A 22916-nucleotide genomic window follows, 5' to 3' on the forward strand; every position below is an offset into this window, starting at 1 on the left:
GGCCGGGCCCGCCGACCGGCCGCGGGCCTGAGGGCGCGGGGTGGCGCCGGGGGCGCGGGGTGGTGCCGGGGGCGCCGACCGGCCTCCACGCGCCCCCGCCGTGCCGCGGGCCCCCGCCGTGCCGCGGGCCCCCGCCGTGCCACGCGCCCCCCGGCCCGCCCGTTTCCCGGCCCGCCGACCGGGCGGGCGATCTTCCGGCCCCCCGACGCGGCCTTACGATGGGACGCATGACTGCTTCGTCTGGCCGCCGTGTCCTGCTCGCCGCCCCCCGTGGCTACTGCGCGGGTGTGGACCGCGCCGTGATCGCCGTCGAGAAAGCCCTGGAACAGTACGGGGCTCCGGTGTACGTCCGGCACGAGATCGTCCACAACAAGTACGTCGTGCAGACCCTGGAGAAGAAGGGTGCGATCTTCGTCGAGCAGACGGAGGAGGTGCCGCCGGGCAATATCGTGATGTTCTCCGCGCACGGCGTCGCCCCCGTCGTCCACGACGAGGCCGAGCGCGGCAGCCTCGCCACCATCGACGCCACCTGCCCGCTGGTCACCAAGGTCCACAAGGAAGCCGTCCGCTTCGCGGGTGAGGACTACGACATCCTCCTGATCGGGCACGAGGGCCACGAGGAGGTCATCGGCACCTCCGGCGAGGCCCCCGACCACATCCAGCTCGTCGACGGGCCGGGAGACGTGGCCAAGGTCGAGGTCCGCGACCCGTCCAAGGTCGTCTGGCTCTCCCAGACCACCCTCTCGGTCGACGAGACCATGGAGACGGTCGACGCGCTGAAGGACAAGTTCCCGCAGCTGATCTCCCCGCCGAGCGACGACATCTGCTACGCCACGCAGAACCGCCAGCTCGCCGTGAAGCAGATGGGGGCCGAGGCCGAACTGGTGATCGTCGTGGGCTCGCGCAACTCCTCGAACTCCAAGCGCCTGGTCGAGGTCGCCAAGCTCGCGGGCTCCCGGCAGGCCTACCTGGTCGACTTCGCCCACGAGATCGACGAGACCTGGCTGGATGGCGTCTCCACGGTCGGCGTCACCTCGGGCGCGTCCGTGCCGGAGGTGCTCGTCGAGGAGGTCCTGGAATGGCTCGCCGGACGCGGCTACGCGGACGTCGAGCTGGTGAAGGCCGCCGAGGAGTCCATCACCTTCTCCCTGCCCAAGGAACTGCGCCGCGACCTGCGCGCGGAGGCGGCCGCCCTGGTCGCCCAGCGGGGCGGGAGCGGTGCGGACCTCGCCGGGGCGGACGCAACGGGGGCGTGACCGTCAGTCGTCCGTCGTAACGTGGAGCCATGCAGATCTTCGGTGTGGACATCGGCGGTTCCGGCATCAAGGGTGCCCCTGTGGACCTGGACAGGGGCGACCTCGCCCAGGAGCGGTTCAAGGTGCTCACCCCGCAACCGTCGACCCCGGACGCGGTGGCCGACGGCGTGAAGGAGGTCGTCGAGCACTACGGCTGGACGGGCCCGCTCGGGGTCACGTTCCCGGGTGTCGTGACGAACGGCTCCACGATTCGCACCGCGGCCAATGTCGACAAGGGCTGGATCGACACCGACGCGCGCGCCCTGCTGGGCGAGCGCCTGGGCGGCCTCCCGGTCACCGTCGTCAACGACGCGGACGCGGCGGGCGTCGCCGAGATGCACTTCGGCGCGGGCCGCGACCGCAAGGGCACGGTCATCCTCGTCACCTTCGGCACCGGCATCGGCAGCGCGCTGTTCATCGACGGCGTCCTCGTCCCCAACTCCGAGCTGGGCCATCTCGAACTGGGCGGCCACGACGCGGAGAAGCGCGCCTCCAGCAAGGCCAAGGAGGACCACGACCTCACCTGGGAGCACTGGGCCCGCCGCGTCTCGAAGTACCTCGCCCATGTCGAGATGCTCTTCTCCCCGGAGCTCTTCATCATCGGCGGCGGCGTCAGCCGCAAGTCCGAGAAGTTCCTCCATCTGATCCACGGCATCAAGGCGGAGATCGTCCCGGCGCAGCTCCAGAACAACGCGGGCATCGTCGGAGCGGCGATGAGAGCGGTGGAGGCGGGCGAGGCGTAGGCCCGCGGCGAGCGGCGTGGGCCACGAGCCCGTCGACCGGCCGGGGGCTACCCGCCCGTCGACGGGCGCGCCTTCGCGGTGGCGCGGCGCCGCTGGACGGGGCGGAGCCGACGCGTGATGACGATGACACCGGCGACGAGGGTGCCCCCGTAGAGCCATCCGGCCTCGGTGGCGAGGGCGGTGAACAGGTTCATCAGGCGCGCCCCGACGCCCTCGCCCCCCGTGATCGGCAGCAGGCCGACGGTGAACGCGATCGGCACGACGACGGGACCGGTCACCAGGTTCCCCCGCCGTACCCAGGCCGCCGTCAGGGCGCACACCGGCAGGAACAGCACGCCGTACACCGTCAGGGACGAGCCGAACAGCAGCGCGTCCAGGAAGGCGAGCACGAGCATCACGGCGGAGCAGAACAGCCCGCCGCCGAGCCCGGTCAGCCGGGGGTTCGGCAACTGCCGCAGGCGCGCGGGGGCCGGGCCGGTGGGCCGCCGGGTGCGGGCGGGCCGGTTTCGCGGGGCCACGGCGGACGCGGGGCGTGAACCGCCGCGGGACGGGCGGGAGCCGTCCCGGAGGCGGCCCTCGCCCTGCGCCTGACGGGGCGGACGGGCGCCGTTCTGAGCGGGGCGCGGACCGGCATCCGCCGGGCGGCCCTGGCGCGGCGTCGACGGGGCGGCGGCGGGCCGGGCCGGGCGGGCGCCCGGATCGCCGGAGCCGGCCTGGGGCGGCAGCGGAGGCTTGCCGCGGCGCGGTCCGGACCGGTCTGGGCGAGTCCTGTATTGCTCCACTGGACCAACTTAGGTCGGTTTATGTGTCGAACGGCCCCTCAGACACGCCGGGGGACGAGCTTGGCCAAGCGTTCGACGGATCGCCGGGGGCCGGGCCCGCACCCCGTAAACTGGTGGATCGGCCAGGCTCTCCTCTGGCCCCGGCCCGAAGGCCGTATGGCCCCGAAGGCGCCCCCTGGCCCCTCTCACGTACGGGAAGACGCAACGTGTCGCTCACGATCGGAATCGTCGGTCTGCCGAATGTCGGCAAGTCGACCCTGTTCAACGCCCTGACCAAGAACGACGTGCTGGCGGCCAACTACCCGTTCGCCACGATCGAGCCGAACGTCGGTGTGGTGGGCGTCCCCGACCCCCGCTTGGCGAAGCTGGCCGAGATCTTCCGCTCCGAGCGCGTCCTGCCGGCCACGGTCGACTTCGTCGACATCGCGGGCATCGTGCGCGGCGCCTCCGAAGGCGAGGGCCTGGGCAACAAGTTCCTGGCGAACATCCGTGAGTCCGACGCGATCTGCCAGGTCATCCGCGCCTTCAAGGACGAGAACGTCGTCCACGTCGACGGCAAGGTCTCGCCGAAGGACGACATCGAGACCATCAACACCGAGCTGATCCTCGCGGACCTCCAGACCATCGAGAAGGTCCTGCCCCGCCTCCAGAAGGAGTCGCGGATCAAGAAGGACGTGGCCCCGAAGGTCAAGGCCGTTGAGGAGGCCAAGGAGATCCTGGAGAAGGGCGACACCCTCTTCTCCCAGGGCATCCTCCAGGGCACGGAGCGCGCCGAGCTGCTGCACGACCTGCACCTGCTGACGACCAAGCCCTTCCTCTACGTCTTCAACGTCGACGAGGACGAGCTGACCGACGACTCCTTCAAGGACGAGCAGCGCGCCCTGGTCGCCCCCGCCGAGGCGATCTTCCTCAACGCCAAGCTGGAGGCCGACCTCGCCGAGCTGGACGAGGCGGACGCCATGGAACTGCTGGAGTCGGTGGGCGCCGAGGAGCCGGGCCTGGCCACCCTCGCCCGCGTCGGCTTCAACACCCTGGGCCTGCAGACCTACCTCACGGCCGGTCCCAAGGAGTCCCGCGCCTGGACCATCAAGCGGGGCGCCACCGCCCCCGAGGCCGCCGGTGTCATCCACACCGACTTCCAGAAGGGCTTCATCAAGGCCGAGGTCATCTCCTTCGGCGACCTGGTGGAGACCGGCTCCGTCGCCGAGGCCCGCGCCAAGGGCAAGGCCCGCATGGAGGGCAAGGACTACGTCATGCAGGACGGGGATGTCGTGGAGTTCCGCTTCAACGTCTAATACGTTCGGCGAAAGGCCGTCTGACCTGCGGCGGAGCGGGTTGGGCGGCCTTTGCTGTCCGCGCAGAGTCCCCCGCGTGCCGGATGAGTCCGGCACGTGGGGGAGCGGTTACGCCGCTTCGTCGACCTGCGGCTGGGCATCGGCAGACTGGTGCGCGTACGCCTTGTCGACGGCGGCCCGGGTCCGCTCCTCGGAGTCGGGCCACAGGTGGGTGTAGATGTTCAGCGTCATGGCCGCATCAGTCGTCAGACGGCGCGGGCTGCGGGTAACCGCGAGACCCATGTCGTGAGCTCGACAGGTGCTCGGGCCGCAGCCCGCGGTATGGGTCGGGCTGAACGATGAGGGTCGGTGTTCCCCGGGCGGTGCGCTCCGCAGCCCACGCGTGGTCGAGGCTGGTGAAGTCGTCGTCGATCCAGACGGCGGGGGCGTCCGCCAGCCAGGCATCGACGTGGTCGCGTTTCCACAGGTAGCCGTTGGGGTGGCTGGTGGTGATCTGCGGGCGGGGGAGGTCGACGTGCGGCAGAGGCGGGAGGCCGAGGAGCGGTCCGATCAAGGTGGTGGCGTCCTGCCGCCAACTGGTGCACCAGACGGGGGTGACCAGGCCGGTACGGATCACTTCCATGAGCATGGGGCCGTGGGCGGGGTCGAGCCAGACGGTGACCGGGTTGTCGGCGCTCCGGCCGGTGGCGACGACGTCGTGGCGGGCGTGGGTGGCCGGGGTCGAGCCGTCCGCGTCGGGGAAGGGTACGAGGACGCCGTCGATGTCGAGGAGCAGGTAGGGCGGAGGCATCGGTTCCTCCGGGAGAAGCCGGGGCGTATGGCTGGTCAGAGCTTGCGAGTGCGGATCAGCAGGGCGGTGGGCCGGCGGCCCATGCGGGGGTCGTGGAACTCGTGGGCCGAGGTGAGCCACAAGCCGGCCTCGCTGAGGTGCCTCTCCCAGCGCTCGGTGTCGAACTCCCAGCGGGCAATGGGGAGCCGTGAGCGGTCGGGGAGGGTGACGAAGTCGCGGCGGGGCTGGTCGTCGCGGGAGGGGCTGTGGCCGCCGCGCTGCGGGTGGGGAACGGAGAAGGCGAGCACCCGGCCGGGCGTGAGGCGTTGGGCGATGGCCGGGAGCAGGAGCTCGGGGGCGACGAGCCCTATGGCGCCGAAGACGGAGTAGATCGCGTCGAACTGCTCGTCGGAGGCTTGCAGGTAGTGCAGGGCGTGCCCGGCGACGAAGGTGAGGTTGTTCAGCCGTCCGTAGTGGGAGCGGGCGCGGCGGACCTGGAGGCCGACCAAGTCGACGCCGGTGACGTGAGCGCCGTGGCGGGTGGCGAGGTGGGCGGCGTTGTGGCCGGGGCCGCAGCCGAGTTCCAGGAGTCGCTTGCCGCGCAGGTCGGGGCCGAGGATCTCGGCGCTGGGCCCTTGGCCGGGTCTCGTGGTCCACTCCATCCGCGCAGGCACGGACAGGGGTTCGGCGAGCCCGGCTGCGGTGCGCTGGAGGGGGTGTGCGTGCCATGGGGAAGCTTGGGCGAGCACGTCAGATCTCCAGGAGGTGGAGGACGTCGGTGAGGTGGCGGCGGACAGCCTTGATGTAGGCGGGGTCGGTGGCCGGGTCGTCGATCCAGCGGACGGACTGCTCCATGAACCACTCGACGGCCCACATGCGGTGCCAGCCCAGGGCCCAGTCTTCGGCGGCGAGCCCGCCTCGCGGGGCGAGGGCGTCGGGGGTGCCGCCGGCGGTGACGTACTGCTCCAGGAAGACGCGCAGGCGTACGCGCTGCGGGGGCTCGATGGTTCCGTGCCAGCTGGCGAGGTCGAGCAGGCCGGGGCCGGTGAAGGCGCGGGCGAAGTCGAGCAGCCGCCAGCCGCGCTCGCCGATGTGGAGGCTGGTGGGGTGGAACTCGGAGTGCACCCAGCCGAACGGTGCCAGTGTCGCTCCGGCCGAGCGGGCCTCGGCGGCCTGGGCGATCTGGTCGAGCGCGTCCTCGACGTCGTCGGCGTCCTGCCACCGGTCGGCCTTGCGCAGCCGTTCGAGGTGTTCCAGCGCCCGGGCCGGAAGTGCGCGCAGGCGCTCCTGGCCGAGGACGGGCAAGGGCGGAGCCGTACGGGTGCCGTGCAGGACCACGGCCGCGGCGACGCCGTCGAGGTCGTCGGCCTCGCGGACAGACGGTCCGAGGTCCTCCATGAGCATGCCGAGCCAGCCGTCCAGGACGGCGGAGGCGTGGACCTGGGGGACGGGGACGCCGAGGGTGTGGGCCAGGCGGAGGGCCTGGTCTTCGCTGTCGAACGGCTTCTTGGCGTACTTGAAGATGGCCGTGGAGCCGTCGGAGAAGGTCACGCGCTCGACGCCGGACATGGACCATACGCGCACCTCCTCCCGTACGGCGGTGGTCTGGCCGGTCGCGGTGAGCAGGTTGTCGAGGAGTTCGGCGCTGGGGTTCGTGGTCACAGGAGGGCTCCGGGGAGATGGTGGCGTCCGGGACGGGCGAGAGATACCGGCCCGCCCCGGAGCCTGATCGGGTGGGTTACGCGGCGGGATTCACGCGGTGGGCGTAGACCTGCTCGATCCAGCCCGCCTTGAAGGCCGCGAGGTCGTCGCGGAAGTTCGCCATCGAGGCACCGTAGGGCGCGACCACGCCGCCGGACTGGTCCGGCACGGACTGGCAGCCGTGCACGAGCCGGCCACCGAGGGCGGCGTGGGCCTTGATGGACTCGATCCGGCGGTGCTCGTTGAACCAGCCGCCGTGGTAGACCTCATCGAGCATCCCGCCCATCTCGTCGTCCAGGTCGAAGACGACGGAGGTGGCGGCGGGGAAGAACCAGCACGGGCCGACGTTGGAGATGTGCCCGTCCAGCTCGACCGTGATGGCCGTGGTGTCGATGGTGGTCACCGTGTCTCCGTCTCTGATCAGCCAGGTCCGGGCACAGGAATGCCCGAGCCTGGTGTGGGCGTACGGAACTTCGGGGTGCCGCCTGGACCAAGGGGGAGCCTGGATCACGGTCGCGCCGTTCCGGGCGGCTGCTGATAAGTGAACCGGTGGTCACGCTCGGTGGGACGGTGGGAGGCAGTTGAAGCGGTATACGCGGTTTACAGCTCCAGGGCGGAGGCGGTCGTGGCGGCGCAGAGAGACCCCAATTCCCGTCTGCGCGACGTCATCAACGCGGCCAGCTGCACCTACGAGGGCCTCGCCAGAGACGTGCGGCGCATCGCCGCAGAGAACGGCGAGATCCTCCAGACCAACAAGTCGGCCATCTCGCACTGGGTGAACGGCACCCGCACTCCTTCGGGCCGGGTAGGTCAGTACCTGGCCGAGGCACTGTCCCGCCGAGCGGGGCGCACGATCACCCAGACCGAGATCGGCCTCCAGGCCGGTGATGACGAAGAGCCGGCGGAATCCGACCCCGTCCTCGCCGTCACCGACCTGGGCCGCGCCGACGTCGAACGCCGCCGCTTCCTCGCCATCGCGGCCTTCACCACCGCCGGCGTCGCCATGCCACTGGGTTACGACCACGAAGCCACCGCCCGCATGCTCCGCGCCCGCACCGGCACGTCCCTGGTCGGCGCGGAGGACGTGGACGTCGTACGCCAGATCACCACGGCCTTCAGCGCCGCCGACGAGCGCCTCGGCGGCGGGCACGGTCTGACCACCGTCACCGCGTACCTCGCCGATACCGCCGCCCCCATGCTGCGCGGACGCTTCCCCAGCGAAGCGTTACGCCGGGCCGCCTTCGGCGCCGTCGCCGAACTCGCTTACCTCGCAGGGTGGAAACACCACGACCTCGGCCAGGAAGGCGCCGCCCAGCGCTACTACCAGGTCGGCTACAAGCTCGCCTGCGAAGCCGACCCCCACGGCCACGCCGCCTGGATGATGCGCGCCCTCGCCCACCAGGCCCTCAGCCTCAAGCAGCCGCACCACTGCGTCGACCTCGTCGAAGGCGCCCTCCGGGCCGGACTCGGCCACGTCGACGGCCAGACGGAAGCCCTCCTCCACATCACCCACGCCCGCGCCTACGCCGCCACCGGCGAGAACCCGTCGGCTGCCCGCGCCCTGCTCGCCGCCGAGGACGCCCTCCTCCGGGACGACGTCCCCCAACCCAGCTACTCCCGGGTGAGCGGCCCCGCCGCCGGCACCGTGGCCAGCCACACCGCCCGCACCCTGACCGACCTCGCCGACCACATCGGCACCGAGCAGCAGCACCGCGACGCCCTCACCCGCTGGGACCCCCAGAAGTACAAGCGCGTCCATGCCCTCACCCACGCCGACCTCGGCGACAGCCTCGCCGCCCAGGCCCGCGCCGACGAAGCCGTCGCCGCCTGGACCCAGGCCCTGGTCCTCATGGAGGGCATGACCTCCGACCGCACCCGCAAGGCGATCATCTCAATCCGCTCCACGCTCGCTGTCTACCAGCGCCGCCGCGTCCCCGGCGCCGTCGATCTCGCCCGCCGGGCCCGCGAGGTCCTCGCCTAACATGCCCAACAACCCGCCCAACGAAGGGAACACCGTGACCCAGCAGACCGACGACCAGCCGAAGGCCCTCAAGCCGGCGCTCGAATCGATGACCCTGCTGGTCGCCGCCGTCATCGTCCACGACAAGGCCACCAACCGCGTGGTCCTCCTCCAACGCAGCGAGAACGCCAAGTTCGCCCAGGGCATGTGGGACCTGCCCGTCGGCAAGAGCGAGCCGGGCGAACCGATCACTGAGACGGCCGTCCGCGAGCTGTACGAGGAGACCGGCCTCACGGTGAAGCCCGAGTCCCTCAAGGTCGCCCACATCATCCACGGCGCCTGGGGCGTCGAGGCCCCCAACGGCTTCCTCACGGTCGTCTTCGCCGCCCACGAGTGGACCGGCGAACCCGAGAACCGCGAACCGCGCAAGCACTCCCAGGTCCGCTGGGTCGACGCCAACGCTATCCCCGATGCCTTTGTGGATACCACGGCAAGCGCTCTTCGTCAGTATTTGAACAATGGGTCGGAAGTCTCGTTGAATGGGTGGTGAATCGGCCGGGATGTCGCCGGTGCATACCTATTTTCTCGCTGAGCGAAAGAGCGAGATAACTCCGGATGGAAGATGCCCCTCGGGGCTAGGTTCCGTGGACTGAGGACTTTCCCAGATGGGGAATCGTGACGTTACTACCCGGAATAGATCCAGGGGAACTCTGGATTCGCCAGCCAGAACTTCTTCCCCTATTCCAACCTGCCCCAGAACTTCCACGGCTTTCGGAAAAAGAGAAGGTTGCTCGGTCACTGGCATAACGCCCGGCTCGCGTCGCCGCCATCCTTTTGAGGAAAGATAAAGGACTGCATTTCTGTAGGTCACATCACTCATTACGCCCAGTTGCCGCGATCTGTAGAGCAGGGCCTGTGGACTCACATTCCAGTCGGCCTTCAAAGCGCCGAGGGTTCTCCAGTCTGCTTTTGGAGGGAGTAGGTCTCGCATCTCGTCGGCAGGCATCAGGAACTCTGCGGCAAATCGATTGGCCTGGTTTTCCGTGATGCGATCTCCGGGCTCCGGGCTAACGTGGCTGGTCAGGGCATGAATCCCCAGGTCAGGGGCCAGATCTTCGGGTCTGGCCCCTTCCTGTTTTCTCCGGCTGGATCAGCCTGTTTCCTGGCCGTGTGCTGACTCGGTGCTGACTCTCGGGGCGGGTCTGTACGTGCTCTGAGCTGGGGCTTCCGGGGTGCCGTGCCAGACCGGGCAGCACGAGGGACGCAGCTGGGGAGGGGCTGGGAAACCCGGTACGCATAGAAAGGGGTGCTGGGCAGGATGGGGGAGTGGCTGACCTGCTGTGGGATGACGTCAGAGGGTTCTTCGACCTTGATCTGATGGGCGCGCTGTCGGACGTGCTCGTTCCTGGGGCGTCGGTCGAGGATGGGCAGGCTGTCCTCGACCTTGTTGACGTGGGGGGATGGAAGCAGAGGCGGTTGCGGACAACCAGGACGCCCACAACACGATGGCTGACTACTTCTTCACCGACGGGCCGGCCATCAATGCGATCATCGTCGCCCTCGCGGATGCCTTCTACGAAGCAGCAGTCGATCAGCAGGTGGATTCAACCTGAGTAAGCGCCGAGGTCAGACGTCCTTGATCTGCACTTGGTCGCCGCACAGTTTCGACCAGTCATCGCGGTCCGAGGTCAGCACGAGGACGGGTGCCGGGGAGCGGAGCGCCATCGCGGCGACGAGGGCGTCGATGGCGTACTTGTGGCCGTGTAGACCGCCGGCGTCGCTCAGCAATTGCACCGCGGTGAGACTGTCCGCTTGGGTGACGTCTTGGACCTGAAGGCGGGAGAGCAGCCAGCGCAGCCGGGCGGTGTCCGTCTTCCCGTAGACGGCCTCCACCACCGTGAGGGCCGACACGAGGACGGGCACGCCCACGCGCCGAGCGGCCTCGATCCGGGTGATCATCTGACGGTCGTTGCGCAGCAGCAGCGACAGCGCCTGGGAGTCGAGCACCAGGGACCTGGCCGCGGGCTCCTTCATGCGGCGCTGTCGTTCGACGCGTAGGGCGCCGGTGAGTCACCGAACAATTCGCGCTGCGCGACCTGGACTTCGGCTTCGCTCAGCGGCTCGTGCTCGGCTTCGTAGGCGGCCACGATCTCGGCCAGGCCGTCCATGGCGAGCTGATGCCGGACCGCCGCCGTCACGTACGCGGACACCCCGCGCTTGCCGGTGCGTGTGCGCAGAGCACCGAGGAGTTCCGAGGGCATCGAGACGGAGATGTTCTCCGTGCCGCCGGGGCGGGATGTCTTCATGAGGGTAGTGTAGTACAGAAATTATTACAGCTCCGAAGTTCTGTGCGGCTTGCACTCTTGGTGCGTAGTCTTGGCGTTCTGGATCTTCTTGTACTTTGTCGAAAATCCCGCGCTGGGATGGTGCTGGGAGACGCGCCCACATACCTGCAGGTCAGAGGCTCGTGGTGGAGTTCCGCTTCGACGTGTAGCGAGCGAGCGCTCCATCTCCACGACGCTGACCTGGCAAACGCGCAGGTCAAAAGGGGTCCGACCGTTCGGGGTCGGGCCCCTCGCTGTTTCCCGTGCTGCTCAGGCGCTCGTTGCGTGAAGGTTCGTCCGCGTGTGACTCGCTGCGCGACTCAAAGTAAGATTCAATCTACGTAATAATCCATCTACGTTACTTGGAGCCGTGTCGTGGAGTTCCAAGGTCGGGCCGGGGATCTCGAACTGCTGGCAGGGCAGTACCGGGCGGTGGCGGAGGGTGCCGGCGCCACGCGAGGGCGGGCTGTGATCATGACGGGCCGTCGTCGCGTCGGGAAGTCACGGCTGGTCCAGGAGTTCTGCGATCGCTCGGGAGCTCCGTACGTGGTGTTCCAGGCCACCCGGGGACGCAACCCGGTGACGGAACGTGCCGACTTCGCCGCGACCCTCGCGCAGTCGCTGTTGCCGGGGGCGGAACTGGTCGCAGGCCTTCAGTCGCAGGACTGGAACCAGGCCCTGCGCTCCCTCGCACTCGCGGTGCCCGACGACTCTCCCAGCATCGCGGTGATCGACGAGGTGCCCTGGCTGGTCGAGCAGGATCAGGAATTCGAGGGCGCACTCCAGACCGTCTGGGACCGGCACCTGTCCTCCAAGCCCGTACTTCTGCTGCTGGTCGGCAGCGATACATCGGTGATGGAGGCGCTGCAGTCGTACGGGCGCCCGTTCTTCGGCCGCGCGGCGAAAATGCTTGTCCGTCCCCTGAACCTCGCCGACGTGCAGGACATGACTGGACTCGACGCCGCGGCGGCCGTCGACGCCCAGTTGATCACTGGTGGATTCCCCGAGATCGTGCAGTCGTGGCGGCCGGGAATGGACCGTACGGCCTTCCTGCGGGCGTCGGTCGCCAATCCTCTCTCACCCTTGCTGGTGGCCGGCGAGTTGTCCCTGCTGGGTGAGTTCCCCGAGGCTTCGCATGCACGGGCCGTGCTGGAAGCGGTCGGCAGCGGTGAGCGCACCTTCAGCACCATCGCGGCCCGGGCGGGCGGAGCCGGCGCGCTGCCGTCGGGCACGCTATCCCCGCTGCTGGCCGTGCTGCAGGACAAGCAGGTCCTGGCCGCTGATCTCCCGCTGTCCGTCAAGCCGGACACCAAGAACAAGCGTTACCGGATCGCGGACCCGTATCTGCGGTTCTGGCTGGCCTTCCTGGCACGCGCGATCCCGCTCATCGAGCGTGGCCGCGGTGACTTGGCGCTGGAACGTATCGAGCGGTCGTGGGCCACCTGGTGCGGACGAGCGGTCGAGCCGCTGGTCCGTGAGTCCTTGCTGCGTCTGGTGCCCAATGACGAGTGGCCCGGGACCGAGGCCGTCGGCGGCTGGTGGAACCGTCAGAACAACCCCGAGATCGACCTCATCGGCACAGACCATGAGCCGGTGGCCCGGCAGGTGCACTTCGTCGGGTCGGTCAAGTGGCTCGAGACCCAGCCCTTCGGGCGCCATGACTACGACGCCTTGGTACGTGACATGCTCGCCGTCCCCGGCACCGCACCGGACACCCCCTTGGTGGCGGTCTCCCGCTGCGGGGCGACCGAGGATCTGCCCCTCACCACGTGCTGGGGGCCCGAAGACCTCGTGCGGGCATGGCGGGCCCGATAGCCGGGAGCAGCCCCCGCGCCCTTCGCCGGCGGTCCGTTGTCAGTGGCCCCTGTCATCATCCCGCCATGTTCTTCGACGACTTGGTGACCGACTCCCACCGGGACGACGGGCTGGACGGCGTCCGGGTGGCCGCGCTGGGCCGGGGCCGCGTGCTGGTCGGGCTGCTGGCACGGGAGCGGGAGGCACACGCCGCGCTGCCGGCCGACTGGCACGGGCGGGCCGGGCACGAGGCGTCGCTCGGGCGGATCAGAGTCGAGATCGGAAGCTGGCTCGCGGCCGCCCTGGACGAGGACGGGCGGGCCGCGGCCGTGTGCCTGATGCTGGCCGCGAGTTTCGGCGCCGACGGATTCTGGGACTACGACGCCGAGATCGACGGTCTGATGAAGCGGCTGGACGGCTGGAGCGGCGACGAGGCCGCGGTGCTGTTGCTGCGCGCCTGCGAGTACGACATGGACCACTGGTTCGCCCGAGGACTCTCCGCGGCGCTCGGGGCCGTCGAGCGGCTGGACGCCGACGGCCGCGCTGCGGTCGCGCCCTGGCTGCGCCACGCCCAGGCGCACCTCGCCAAGGGCCAGGTCGGCGCGCGCGAACGCCGCTCGCTCACCAAGCGCCTGACCGGCCTGCTCGGGGAGGCCGACGAGGCGGTCGTGCCCGCGGGGCTGATCCCCGCCCACGCCCCCTGGGCCGCACCCCTGCGGGAGCGGGCCGAGAGCGCGCCGAGCAGGGGACTGGCCCACCTCGTCCAGCACCTGGCCGCGCTCGCCGGACCCCGGCCCACCCAACGCTGGCGGCGCACCTGCGTGGAGGCGGTGGACGCGGCGGCCGCGCGCGGGACCGTGGCCGAGATGCTGGAGGCACTGGCCGAGGGCGACCCGCTGTGCAGCCGGGAGGCCGGGGCGGGGACCGCCTGGATCGGGGACGGGTACCACTACCACTACCTGGCCCACGACAGGGACACCGATCTGGCGCGCGGTGCCGTGTGGGCGGCCGCGCTCACCGAGACCCCCGCCACCGTCCGGCAGCTCGGCGCGCTCGCGCTGCGCGCCGGTGGCCCCGGCTCCGGGATGCGGGAGGACCTCAAACTCGCGGGCGCTGCGATCAACGCGCTCGCCGAGGTCGAGGACCCGGCCGCCCTTGAGGAGCTGTGGCGGCTCGGGTCCCGGATCAAGCACCGGGCACTGCGCAAGCAGCTCGACACAGCGGTGGTCACGGCCGCCGGCCGGCAGGGCATCACCCCCGAGCAGCTCGTCGAGCGCAGCGTGCCCCGGCACGGCCTGGCCGCCGACGGCTCCCTCGAACGCGGCCTGGGCGGGCACCGCGTGCGCCTGGCGATCGAGGACGCGGCGACCGTGCGGCTCACCTTCACCCATCCCGACGGCCGGACCTCCCGCACCGCACCGGCCGCGCTCAAGGACGGCCACCCGGAGGAACTCGCCGACCTCAGATCCCTGGCCAAGGCGGTGCGCTCCACGCTGTCGGGCGAACGCGCCCGCGTGGAGGCGCTGATGTCGGCCGGGCGCGAGTGGCCGTACGACGAGTGGTGCGCGCACTACCGCGACCATCCGGTCACGGGGGTGCTCGTCCGCGGGCTGATCCTGGAGTACCGCGACGCGGCGGGCGACTGGCACGCCGTCGCGCCGGGGGCCGTACCGCCGGGCGAGCCGGCGCGCGTGCGGCTGTGGCATCCGGTCCGGGCCTCGGTGGAGGAGATCGGCCGGTGGCGGGAACGGATGGTCGTCGACCGTCTGCGGCAGCCGTTCAAGCAGGCCTTCCGCGAGATCTACCTGCTCACGCCCGCCGAGGAGAGGACCCGCGGCTACTCCAACCGGTACGCCGCGCACATCGTTCACTACCAGCGGCTGTACGCCCTGTTCAAGGAACGCGGCTGGCAGTCCAACTACCTCGGCTCCTACGACGGCGGCTACGACGGCCGGGCGCGCGGGGAGTTCGGCGACGGCCGGTGGCGGGCCTGCTTCCACCACGAGCCCGTGCCGGGCGACCACGGCCACTACTCGCCGGACCACGCGGCGACCGACCAGGTCCGTTTCGAGCGGCGCAGCGGCCGCCGCTGGCAGGAGGTGCCGCTGGCCGAGGTCCCGCCGCTGGTGTTCAGCGAGGCCATGCGCGACGTGGACCTCTTCGTCGCGGTCACCTCCATAGCCGCCGACCCCGACTGGACCGACCGCGGCCCCCGGCGCGCCTACTGGGAGCGGGCCGGTTTCGCCGAGCTGACCGGCAGCGCCGAGTCCCGCCGCGACGCGCTGTCCCGCATCCTGCCCCGGCTGAAAATCGCCGACCGCTGCACGCTCCACGGCCGCTTCCTCGTCGTCCGCGGGGACCTGCGCACCTACCGCATCCACCTGGGTTCGGCGAACATCCTGATGGAGCCGGACGACTCGTATCTGTGCATCGTCCCCTCCGGCCGGACCGGCACGGGCAAGGCCTTCCTGCCCTTCGAGGACGACCGCCTCTCGCTGATCCTGAGCAAGGCCTTCCTGCTGGCCGCCGACAGGGCGATCACCGACGAGACGATCCTCGCGCAGCTCGCACGCGGCGCCTGACCGGCCGGAAAGGGCCCTCCACCCGCCCTCGGCCACCCGCTCTCGGCCGTCGGTCATCCGCCGTCGGCCACCCGCCCTCGGCCACCGGTCATCCGCCGTCGGTCACCTGCCGACAGGCCTCCGCGTACGCCCGCACCAGCGGCCTGTTCCCCTCCTCGCGGCGCCAGGCGAGGGCGTACCGGCTGGGAGCCAGGCCGGTGACGGGGCGGGTGGTGACGCCGCCGAGGGTGATCAGCGGGGCGTTGCCCTGCGCGACGAGGCAGACGCCGAGGCCCGCGACAAGGGCCTCGTACGTCTCCTCCGTGCTGGCCACCTCGGCACCCACCCGCGGCGGCCGGCCGGCTCGGGCGTCGGCGCCGAGCCAGAAGTCGCGCAGCGGGCCGGCGCTGTGCGGCAGGGCGAGGAACGGCTCGTCGGCCAGGTCGGCGAAATCGATCTCGGCGCGGGCGGCCAGTGGATGACCGTCCGGCAGCGCGAGCAGCCGGGGTTCCTCGACGACCACGGTCCAGGCGTAGCGGTCCGGTCCGGGCAGCGGCAGCCAGACGAAGGCGACGTCGGTGTCGCCGTCGGCGAGGCCCGCGGTGGGGTCGTCCCAGGTCACCTGGCGCAGCCGCAGCGCCGCCTCGGGGTGGGCGGCGGTGAAGCGGGAGCGGATCGCGGGCAGCAGTCCGCCGCGGCCGGGGCTGGTGCTCATGCCGATGACCAGCGTGCTGTGCTCGGCGGCCCGTGCCCGCTCGACCGCGGCGGCGGCCTCCTCCCAGGCCCTGAGCACCTGCCGGGCGTGCGGCAGCAACGCGCTGCCCACGGCGGTCAGTTCCACGCCCTGGGGGTCCCGGCGGAACAGCCGCACGCCGAGCTGCCGCTCCAGCGCCCGGATCTGTTTGCTGAGCGCGGGCTGGGAGACGTACATCCGTTCGGCGGCGCGGGTGAAGTGCAGTTCCTCGGCGACCGCGACGAAGTAGCGGAGATCGCGTCCATGGACGTCCGGCGTCATGCCTATGAGTTATCACGGTGGATCTTGGACGTGGGGCGTTCCGTGGACGAGGGTGGAGCACGAGAGAGAGCCAACTCGAACGAACGGGGATCGATCCTGATGAGCAAGGTGTGGTTCGTGACAGGCGCGAGCAGCGGTTTCGGCCGGGCGGTCACCGAGGCCGCGCTCGCCGCCGGCGACGTCGTGGTGGGCGCGGCCCGCAGGACCGGGGGCCTGGACGACCTGGTGGCCGCGCACCCCGACCAGTTGGTGGCGCTCGCCCTCGACGTCACCGACACCGCGGCCGCAGAGGAGGCCGTCCGCGAGGTCGTCGCCCGGCACGGCCGGATCGACGTCCTGGTGAACAACGCCGGCCGGACGCACGTCGGCGCCTTCGAGGAGACGACCGACTCCGAGCTGCGCGAGCTGTTCGACCTGCATGTCTTCGGCCCGGCCGCGCTGGTGCGGGCGGTGCTGCCGCACATGAGGGAGCGGCGCTCGGGCGCGATCGTGCAGATGAGCAGCATGGGCGGGCAGATGTCCTTCGCGGGCTTCGGGGCGTACAGCGGTACGAAGTTCGCGCTGGAGGGCATGTCCGAGGCGCTCGCGGACGAGGTGCGGGAGTTCGGCGTCAAGGTGCTGATCGTCGAGCCGGGCGCGTTCCGCACCTCGCTGTTCGAGGGCGGCCGGGCGGGCGCGAGCGAGGACAGCGGCGCCTACGGCAAGGTGAGCGAGACGCGGGCGTTCGTCTCCGGCGGCCACGGCACCCAGCCCGGCGACCCGGCGAAGCTCGCGGCCCTGGTGCTGGCCGCTCTGGAGGCCCCCGAGACCCCGCTGCGCCTGCCGGTCGGCGACGACGCGGTCTCGGCCGTTCTCGGTCACCTCGACCAGGTCCGCGCCGACGTCCTGGCATGGGAGAAGCGCGCGAGGGACACGGCGTTCGACGCCTGACCAGGACCTACGAGACCTTCAGGGGTGCGCCCGCGGGGCGCACCCCTGAAGGTCTGACGTAAAGCTGAAGTCAAGTCATGTCAATGGCATGGCAAGCCTGTTACGTCCTTGCAGGCCCTTGTGCAATTCCTGCGGAACCCTCAATCTTTCGGCTGACGCACAGGAGCGCCACAGTGGATTGACATGTCCCTGTCGTGCCCGCGGTGTCTGCTCGACGCACCATCCCCACCAGCAGCGCACCACCGATTGAGGAGGATCCCTCAGATGGCAGCGATGCGTACCTCAGGCGGAACCCCCAGACGGACCCAGAGGCGAAAGGTGGCCGCGATCGGTGTGGCGGCCGGTGCCGCGCTCGTCGCGGGTCTCGTTTCCGCCCTGCCCGCGGGCGCGGCACCCGCCGCCCCCGAAGGCCGCATCCAGTACGAGGGGGCGGCCAACGCCGTCGCCGACAGCTACATCGTGACCCTGAAGGCCGACCGGGCCCGCTCCACCACCACCGCGGGACGCGCCGTGCCGGCCAAGTACGGGGCCACGATCGAGCGAACGTACAAGAAGGCGCTCAACGGCTTCGCGATCCAGGCCAGTTCGGCCGAGGCCAAGCGGCTCGCCGCCGACCCGTCCGTCGCCTCCGTGGTGCAGAACCGCACCTTCCACGTCGACGGGACCCAGCCCAGCCCGCCGTCCTGGGGCCTGGACCGCATCGACCAGCGCAGCCTCCCGCTGAACAACTCCTACACCTACCCGGACTCGGCCGGGCAGGGCGTCACCGCGTACATCATCGACACCGGTGTCCGCATCAGTCACGGCGACTTCGGCGGCCGGGCCTTCAACGGCTACGACGCCATCGACAACGACAACGTCGCCCAGGACGGCCACGGCCACGGCACCCATGTCGCCGGCACGGTCGCGGGCAACGCCTACGGTGTCGCCAAGAAGGCCCGTGTCGTCGGCGTCCGCGTCCTGAACAACTCCGGCTCCGGCACCACCGCGCAGGTCGTCGCGGGCATCGACTGGGTCGCCCAGAACGCGGTCAAGCCGGCCGTCGCCAACATGTCCCTGGGCGGCGGCGCCGACACCGCGCTCGACAACGCCGTACGCAACGCGATCACCTCCGGCGTCACCTTCGCCGTGGCGGCGGGCAACGAGACGACCAACGCCTCCACCCGCTCGCCCGCACGCGTCACCGAGGCGATCACGGTGGGCGCCACCACCAGCACGGACGCCAAGGCCAGCTACTCCAACTACGGCACGGTGCTGGACCTGTTCGCGCCGGGCTCGTCGATCACCTCGGCGTGGAACACCAGCGACACCGCCACCAACACCATCTCCGGTACGTCGATGGCGACCCCGCACGTCGCGGGAGCGGCGGCGCTGTACCTCGCCGACAACCCGACCGCGACGCCGGCGCAGGTGAGCACGGCCCTGGTGAACGCGGCCACGCCCAACGTGGTCACCAGCCCCGGCACCGGTTCGCCCAACCGCCTCCTCTACGTCGGCGGCGGTACCCCGAACCCGCCCGGCCCGCGCTTCGAGAACACCGGTGACTACGCGATCAACGACAACGCCACCGTCGAGTCGCCCGTCACCGTCTCCGGCGTCAGCGGCAACGCGCCCGCGACCCTCGCCGTCGAGGTCAACATCGTCCACACCTACATCGGCGACCTCCAGGTCCAGCTGATCGCTCCCGACGGCAGCGCCTACACCCTCAAGGCGTTCGGTACCGGCGGCAGCTCGGACAACATCAACACCACGTACTCGGTGAACGCCTCCTCCGAGGTGGCCAACGGCACGTGGAAGCTGCGCGTCACCGACAACGCGAACCTCGACACCGGGCGCATCGACGCCTGGGCACTCCAGTTCTGACCTTCCACCGCTGATCCAGCCGTACTCGTCCTCGCGGAAGACCACTCCCGCGAGGACGAGCCGCGTCCACGCGTCGGGGAGTCGCGCTCGGCGGGGCAGACCCAAAAGCCTGGGCGTTGCGCAACTCGGCGCGACGAGGTGCCGCCGCGCCCACCCGTGCCGCCCTTGGCGGCACGCATGCCCGCGGCTGGGGGCGGCGGAAAGCCGCGTACGGCGAGGAGGGGACGTGTCGGGGGGTGTCCGCCCGCAGCGGACGGCGGCAACCGCCCTCTGCCCCCGTAGGAGGCCAGTTCGGCGGACCGAGGACGGACACCCCCCGGCGCGGCCCCGCACCACCCACCCACACGGCGCGCTGCACAGCCCCCACCCGCACGGCGCGCTGCACAGCCCCCACCCACACGGCGCGCCGCAACAACCCCCACCCACACAACGCGCCGCAACACCACCCACCCACACGGCGCGCCGCAACAACCCCCACCCACACGGCGGGCTGCCACACCACCCACCCGCACAACACGCCGCAACAACCCCCACCCACACGGCGGGCTGCCACACCACCCACCCGCACAACGCGCCACAACAACCACCCCCACAACGCGCTACATCAAACAACCACCCACACAGCGCGCTACTTCAGCCCCGACTTGTCCGGTTCGTCACCCGCATACCGCGCCCGGCGACGGCAGCCGTACCATGCGCCCAGCCGCACATCTGTTCTGTCGTCGAATCAGGAGCACGGTAACCGTGTCCATACCCCCGCCGCCCGGCCCCCAGGGCCAGTACCCGCCACCGGGCCCGTACGGCCCGTACGGCCCGCAAGGCCCGTACGGTCCGCAGCCGTACCAGCAGCCCTGGCCGCCGTACAGCCCGCAGCGGTCGACGGTCAACGGGCTGGCGATCGCCGCGCTGGTGCTGGGCATCCTGTGCTTCGTGCCCGCCCTCGGCCTGATCCTGGGCCTGGTGGCGCTGCGGCAGATCAAGCGGACGAGTCAGCGCGGACGAGGCATGGCGGTCGCGGGCAGCGTCCTGTCCTCGGTCGGCATCGTGCTGTGGGTGCTGTTCTTCGCCACGGGCACCGCGTCCGACGCCTGGCAGGGCGTCAAGGAAGCCGCGAAGGACGACATGATCCTGCGGGTCGACAAGGGCAAGTGCTTCAACACCACCACCGGCTCCCTGGAGGGCTTCACCTACGACGTCGACGAAGTCCCCTGCTCCGGTGAGCACGACGGCGAGGTCTTCGCCACGGTCACCGTCCCCGGCAGCACCTACCCCGGCGACTCCCGTGTCACCGACCTCGCCGACGACAAGTGCTACGAGCTCCAGGGCGACTACGTCATGGACATCTGGGCCCTGCCCGAGAACGTCGACGTCTACTACCTCACCCCCACCCCCGAGAGCTGGCGTCTCGGCGACCGCGAGATCACCTGCGTCCTCGGCAACACCGACGCCGAGGGCAGCCTGACCGGCTCGCTGCGCACCGACGAGACCACCCTGGACGCCCACCAGCTCGCCTACCTCAAGTCGGTCATCGCGCTGGACGAGGTCACGCTGGAGGAGCCGGAGGAGTACCCCGACGAGGACCTCCCGGCGAACACCGGCTGGGCGCGCGAGATGGAGGGCGCCCTCGACGAGCAGGCCGCGGCCCTGCGCAAGCACGCCTGGCCGGCCGCCGCGAAGGCCCCGATGGAGGCCCTGGCCGCCGAACTGGAGGCCTCGGCCGACGACTTCGGCAAGGCGGCCGACAGCACCGACCCGGACGTCTTCTTCGACCACTACGACGACGGCTACGGCTTCGTCGACGGCGAGGCGACCATCGACGCCCGCGAGGCGCTGGACCTGTCGACGACTCCTCCGGCGTACGACTACGACGACGGGGACGGCGGCGACGGTGGCGGGGGCGGCGGCGAGGGCGGCGGCCTCGACGTGTGAGCTTGAGCCGGACTCGAGCGACGGCGCGCGCCCGGAGGTGTGAGCGCGGCTATAGCGGGGAGAAAGTGCCTGCGTAAAGCCCCTCGGGGGCACTTGTCATCACATCGAGTGATTCTCTGGCCTTTGCTTGCACGGCTCAACCCACGGTTGCCAGTCTGTTGCTGTCTGTACAACCTGATGGGAGCGGCCAGTGACATTCGGTGAGCAGCCGGCGTACCTGCGTGTCGCGGGTGATCTCCGCAAGAAGATCGTCGACGGCTCGCTGCCACCGCACACCCGGCTGCCGTCCCAGGCGAGGATCCGCGAGGAGTACGGCGTCTCGGACACGGTCGCGCTGGAGGCGCGCAAGGTGCTCATGGCGGAGGGCCTGGTCGAGGGCCGCTCCGGCTCCGGGACGTATGTGCGCGAGCGCCCCGTGCCCCGCCGCGTCGCCCGCTCCGGCTACCGCCCGGCGCACGGGGCCACCCCGTTCCGCCAGGAGCAGGCCGACGCGGGGGCGCGCGGCACCTGGGAGTCCGGCAGTGAGCAGGCCGCGGCGAGCAGGGCCGTCGCCGAGCGGCTCGCCATCGAGCCGGGCGACCGCGTGATGTGCACGCGGTACGTCTACCGGGAGGCGGGCGAGCCGATGATGCTCTCGACCTCCTGGGAACCCCTGGCCGTCACCGGCCGGACCCCCGTGATGCTCCCCGAGGAGGGCCCGCTGGGCGGCATGGGCGTGGTCGAGCGCATGCGGGCCATCGACGTGATCGTGGACAACGTCACCGAGGAGGTCGGGGCCCGCCCCGGCCTCGCCGAGGAACTGCAAGCCCTCGGCGGTGTCCCCGGCCATGTCGTCCTCGTCGTGCAGCGCACCTTCTACGCGTCCGGCCGCCCGGTGGAGACCGCCGACGTCGTCATCCCCGCCGACCGCTACCGGGTTTCGTACCACCTGCCGGTGAAATAGCGCGCACCGGTGACACCCAGCACACAGGTGCGGAAGACGCCCTCCGGCGCGCTCGACAAGCGCTGTGGCGCGCCCCGTTGAGTTTCGGCCGTCCTCGCAGGTCGCCACAGGTGTCCGCGGTGCGCCACCCCAGGCGTACGCCGCAGCGCGCGGGCGACCTGCTCGCCGTTGTGCGCCCGTGGGCTACTGGCCGGTTGCCCACCTGTCGCGTACCTCTTTGTGAAAAGGCGTATTCGCTCCGTGAAGGTAGGGCGTAGGCTCAGGCATATGCGCAGTGGGGTTTCCTCAGCGGGAGAGGCGCGGTGCGTACCGCGGGCGGGATGTGGAGGGGTGCGATGAACGACGGCGGCACCATCCCCCTTCCCTGGCTCGTCATACGCCAGGACGACAACGGCAATCGCTACCGCGTGGGCCGGTACGCCACCCGTGCCGAGGCGCAGAAGATCGCCGACAGCCTCGACGCCCGCGGCCACAAGCAGCTCTACCTGGTCGAGCGCATCAGCCAGAACGGCAGCGGCGTACGCAACTGACCTGGGCCGGGCGGCCGGTCCGGCCGGTGGGCGCGCTCCCGTAGGCTCCGGGACATGAAGGAACACACCGTGGTCGTCGGCGCCGCGCTCGTCGACGGCGGGCGGCTGCTCGCGGCGCGTCGCAGCGCGCCCCCCGAGCTGGCCGGGCGCTGGGAGCTGCCGGGCGGCAAGGTGGAGCCGGGGGAGACGCCCGAGGCCGCGCTGGTACGGGAGTTGCGCGAGGAACTCGGCGTCGACACGGATGTGCTGGCGCGTGTGCCGGGGGAGTGGCCGCTGCGGCCGCCGTACGTGCTCCAGGTGTGGACGGCCCGGCTGCGGCCCGGCTCCGGCGAGCCCAAGCCGCTCCAGGACCATGACGAGTTGCGCTGGCTCGGCCCCGACGAGCTGTGGGACGTCGACTGGCTGGACCAGGACGTGCCCGCCGTGCGAGAGGCGGCCAAAGAGCTCGCGTCGTAACGGGAGGCCGCCGCGCGGGTACCCGG

23 protein-coding genes and 1 pseudogene are annotated in these 22916 nt (G+C 70.9%); 14 read left to right on the forward strand and 10 right to left on the reverse strand.

Annotated features, from left to right (window positions below):
• Positions 1-218 precede the first annotated feature (218 nt).
• Positions 219-1256 (forward strand): 4-hydroxy-3-methylbut-2-enyl diphosphate reductase, encoded by a 1038-nt coding sequence (locus tag ABZZ79_RS03835; protein WP_356686140.1) that lies wholly within the window; start codon positions 219-221, stop codon positions 1254-1256.
• 29 nt (positions 1257-1285) lie between these two features.
• Positions 1286-2038, forward strand: a complete 753-nt coding sequence (ppgK, locus tag ABZZ79_RS03840; protein ID WP_356686142.1) for a polyphosphate--glucose phosphotransferase — start codon at positions 1286-1288, stop codon at positions 2036-2038.
• A 47-nt stretch (positions 2039-2085) separates the two neighbouring features.
• Here the strand turns inward: ppgK and ABZZ79_RS03845 are convergent, their stop codons facing one another.
• Positions 2086-2556, reverse strand: coding sequence for a DUF6542 domain-containing protein (locus ABZZ79_RS03845; RefSeq protein ID WP_356686144.1), 471 nt, complete (start codon positions 2554-2556; stop codon positions 2086-2088).
• Between the two features lie 470 nt (positions 2557-3026).
• On the opposite strand from ABZZ79_RS03845, the gene ychF reads away from it, so the two are divergent.
• Positions 3027-4115: a redox-regulated ATPase YchF gene (gene ychF, locus ABZZ79_RS03850; RefSeq protein WP_356686145.1), complete on the forward strand. Its 1089-nt coding sequence runs from the start codon at positions 3027-3029 to the stop codon at positions 4113-4115.
• 108 nt (positions 4116-4223) lie between these two features.
• Here ychF and ABZZ79_RS03855 read toward each other — a convergent pair whose 3' ends face one another.
• From ABZZ79_RS03855 to ABZZ79_RS03875, 5 genes and pseudogenes are all read right to left on the reverse strand, one after another.
• The gene (locus ABZZ79_RS03855; RefSeq protein ID WP_356686147.1) at positions 4224-4346 is read right to left on the reverse strand and encodes a hypothetical protein; all 123 of its coding nucleotides are present in this window, start codon (positions 4344-4346) and stop codon (positions 4224-4226) included.
• Positions 4347-4353: 7 nt separating this feature from the next.
• On the reverse strand, positions 4354-4905 hold the full coding sequence (locus ABZZ79_RS03860; protein ID WP_356686149.1) for an HAD domain-containing protein: 552 nt from the start codon (positions 4903-4905) through the stop codon (positions 4354-4356).
• A 35-nt stretch (positions 4906-4940) separates the two neighbouring features.
• Positions 4941-5633, reverse strand: coding sequence for a class I SAM-dependent methyltransferase (locus tag ABZZ79_RS03865; RefSeq protein ID WP_356686151.1), 693 nt, complete (start codon positions 5631-5633; stop codon positions 4941-4943).
• A 1-nt stretch (position 5634) separates the two neighbouring features.
• Positions 5635-6546 carry an aminoglycoside phosphotransferase family protein gene (locus ABZZ79_RS03870; RefSeq protein WP_356686152.1) on the reverse strand — a complete coding sequence of 304 codons (912 nt, stop codon included), beginning with the start codon at positions 6544-6546 and terminating at the stop codon, positions 5635-5637.
• 76 nt (positions 6547-6622) lie between these two features.
• Positions 6623-6958: pseudogene (locus ABZZ79_RS03875) on the reverse strand (hypothetical protein); the annotation flags it as partial.
• Between the two features lie 252 nt (positions 6959-7210).
• Between ABZZ79_RS03875 and ABZZ79_RS03880 the strand changes: the two are divergent.
• The gene (locus ABZZ79_RS03880) at positions 7211-8566 is read left to right on the forward strand and encodes a tetratricopeptide repeat protein (RefSeq protein WP_356686153.1); all 1356 of its coding nucleotides are present in this window, start codon (positions 7211-7213) and stop codon (positions 8564-8566) included.
• Between the two features lies 1 nt (position 8567).
• Positions 8568-9095 carry an NUDIX domain-containing protein gene (locus tag ABZZ79_RS03885; RefSeq protein WP_356686155.1) on the forward strand — a complete coding sequence of 176 codons (528 nt, stop codon included), beginning with the start codon at positions 8568-8570 and terminating at the stop codon, positions 9093-9095.
• A gap of 27 nt (positions 9096-9122) precedes the next feature.
• Here the strand turns inward: ABZZ79_RS03885 and ABZZ79_RS03890 are convergent, their stop codons facing one another.
• The gene (locus ABZZ79_RS03890; protein WP_356686661.1) at positions 9123-9656 is read right to left on the reverse strand and encodes an ImmA/IrrE family metallo-endopeptidase; all 534 of its coding nucleotides are present in this window, start codon (positions 9654-9656) and stop codon (positions 9123-9125) included.
• A gap of 349 nt (positions 9657-10005) precedes the next feature.
• Between ABZZ79_RS03890 and ABZZ79_RS03895 the strand changes: the two genes are divergently transcribed.
• Positions 10006-10158 carry a hypothetical protein gene (locus ABZZ79_RS03895; protein ID WP_356686688.1) on the forward strand — a complete coding sequence of 51 codons (153 nt, stop codon included), beginning with the start codon at positions 10006-10008 and terminating at the stop codon, positions 10156-10158.
• A 13-nt stretch (positions 10159-10171) separates the two neighbouring features.
• Here ABZZ79_RS03895 and ABZZ79_RS03900 read toward each other — a convergent pair whose 3' ends face one another.
• Together ABZZ79_RS03900 and ABZZ79_RS03905 are read right to left on the reverse strand one after the other, a co-directional pair.
• Positions 10172-10579, reverse strand: coding sequence for a PIN domain-containing protein (locus ABZZ79_RS03900; RefSeq protein WP_121787123.1), 408 nt, complete (start codon positions 10577-10579; stop codon positions 10172-10174).
• Entirely contained in the window at positions 10576-10851 is a 276-nt protein-coding gene (locus ABZZ79_RS03905; RefSeq protein WP_356686157.1) for a hypothetical protein, read from the reverse strand. Before ABZZ79_RS03905 ends, ABZZ79_RS03900 begins: the two co-directional genes overlap by 4 nt.
• A gap of 393 nt (positions 10852-11244) precedes the next feature.
• Here ABZZ79_RS03905 and ABZZ79_RS03910 point away from each other — a divergent pair, with 393 nt between their 5' ends.
• Positions 11245-12684, forward strand: a complete 1440-nt coding sequence (locus ABZZ79_RS03910) for an ATP-binding protein (protein ID WP_356686159.1) — start codon at positions 11245-11247, stop codon at positions 12682-12684.
• Positions 12685-12749: 65 nt separating this feature from the next.
• Complete coding sequence (locus ABZZ79_RS03915) at positions 12750-15245, forward strand: DUF4132 domain-containing protein (RefSeq protein WP_356686161.1); 2496 nt, start codon at positions 12750-12752, stop codon at positions 15243-15245.
• Positions 15246-15333: 88 nt separating this feature from the next.
• On the opposite strand, the gene ABZZ79_RS03920 is transcribed toward ABZZ79_RS03915, so the two are convergent.
• Complete coding sequence (locus tag ABZZ79_RS03920; RefSeq protein ID WP_356686163.1) at positions 15334-16239, reverse strand: LysR family transcriptional regulator; 906 nt, start codon at positions 16237-16239, stop codon at positions 15334-15336.
• A 99-nt stretch (positions 16240-16338) separates the two neighbouring features.
• Here ABZZ79_RS03920 and ABZZ79_RS03925 point away from each other — a divergent pair, with 99 nt between their 5' ends.
• From ABZZ79_RS03925 to ABZZ79_RS03950, 6 genes are all read left to right on the forward strand, one after another.
• Positions 16339-17169, forward strand: a complete 831-nt coding sequence (locus ABZZ79_RS03925; protein WP_356686165.1) for an SDR family NAD(P)-dependent oxidoreductase — start codon at positions 16339-16341, stop codon at positions 17167-17169.
• Positions 17170-17433: 264 nt separating this feature from the next.
• The gene (locus tag ABZZ79_RS03930) at positions 17434-19032 is read left to right on the forward strand and encodes a S8 family serine peptidase (protein ID WP_356686167.1); all 1599 of its coding nucleotides are present in this window, start codon (positions 17434-17436) and stop codon (positions 19030-19032) included.
• Between the two features lie 744 nt (positions 19033-19776).
• A complete protein-coding gene (locus ABZZ79_RS03935; protein WP_356686169.1) occupies positions 19777-20961 on the forward strand; it encodes a DUF4190 domain-containing protein in 1185 nt (394 codons plus the stop codon).
• A 190-nt stretch (positions 20962-21151) separates the two neighbouring features.
• Complete coding sequence (locus ABZZ79_RS03940) at positions 21152-21904, forward strand: GntR family transcriptional regulator (protein WP_356686171.1); 753 nt, start codon at positions 21152-21154, stop codon at positions 21902-21904.
• 335 nt (positions 21905-22239) lie between these two features.
• On the forward strand, positions 22240-22434 hold the full coding sequence (locus tag ABZZ79_RS03945) for an SPOR domain-containing protein (RefSeq protein WP_356686173.1): 195 nt from the start codon (positions 22240-22242) through the stop codon (positions 22432-22434).
• A gap of 54 nt (positions 22435-22488) precedes the next feature.
• Positions 22489-22890 carry a (deoxy)nucleoside triphosphate pyrophosphohydrolase gene (locus ABZZ79_RS03950; protein WP_356686177.1) on the forward strand — a complete coding sequence of 134 codons (402 nt, stop codon included), beginning with the start codon at positions 22489-22491 and terminating at the stop codon, positions 22888-22890.
• The last annotated feature ends 26 nt before the right edge of the window (positions 22891-22916 follow it).

The organism is Streptomyces sp. NPDC006458 (genome assembly GCF_040612135.1).
GTDB lineage: Bacteria > Actinomycetota > Actinomycetes > Streptomycetales > Streptomycetaceae > Streptomyces.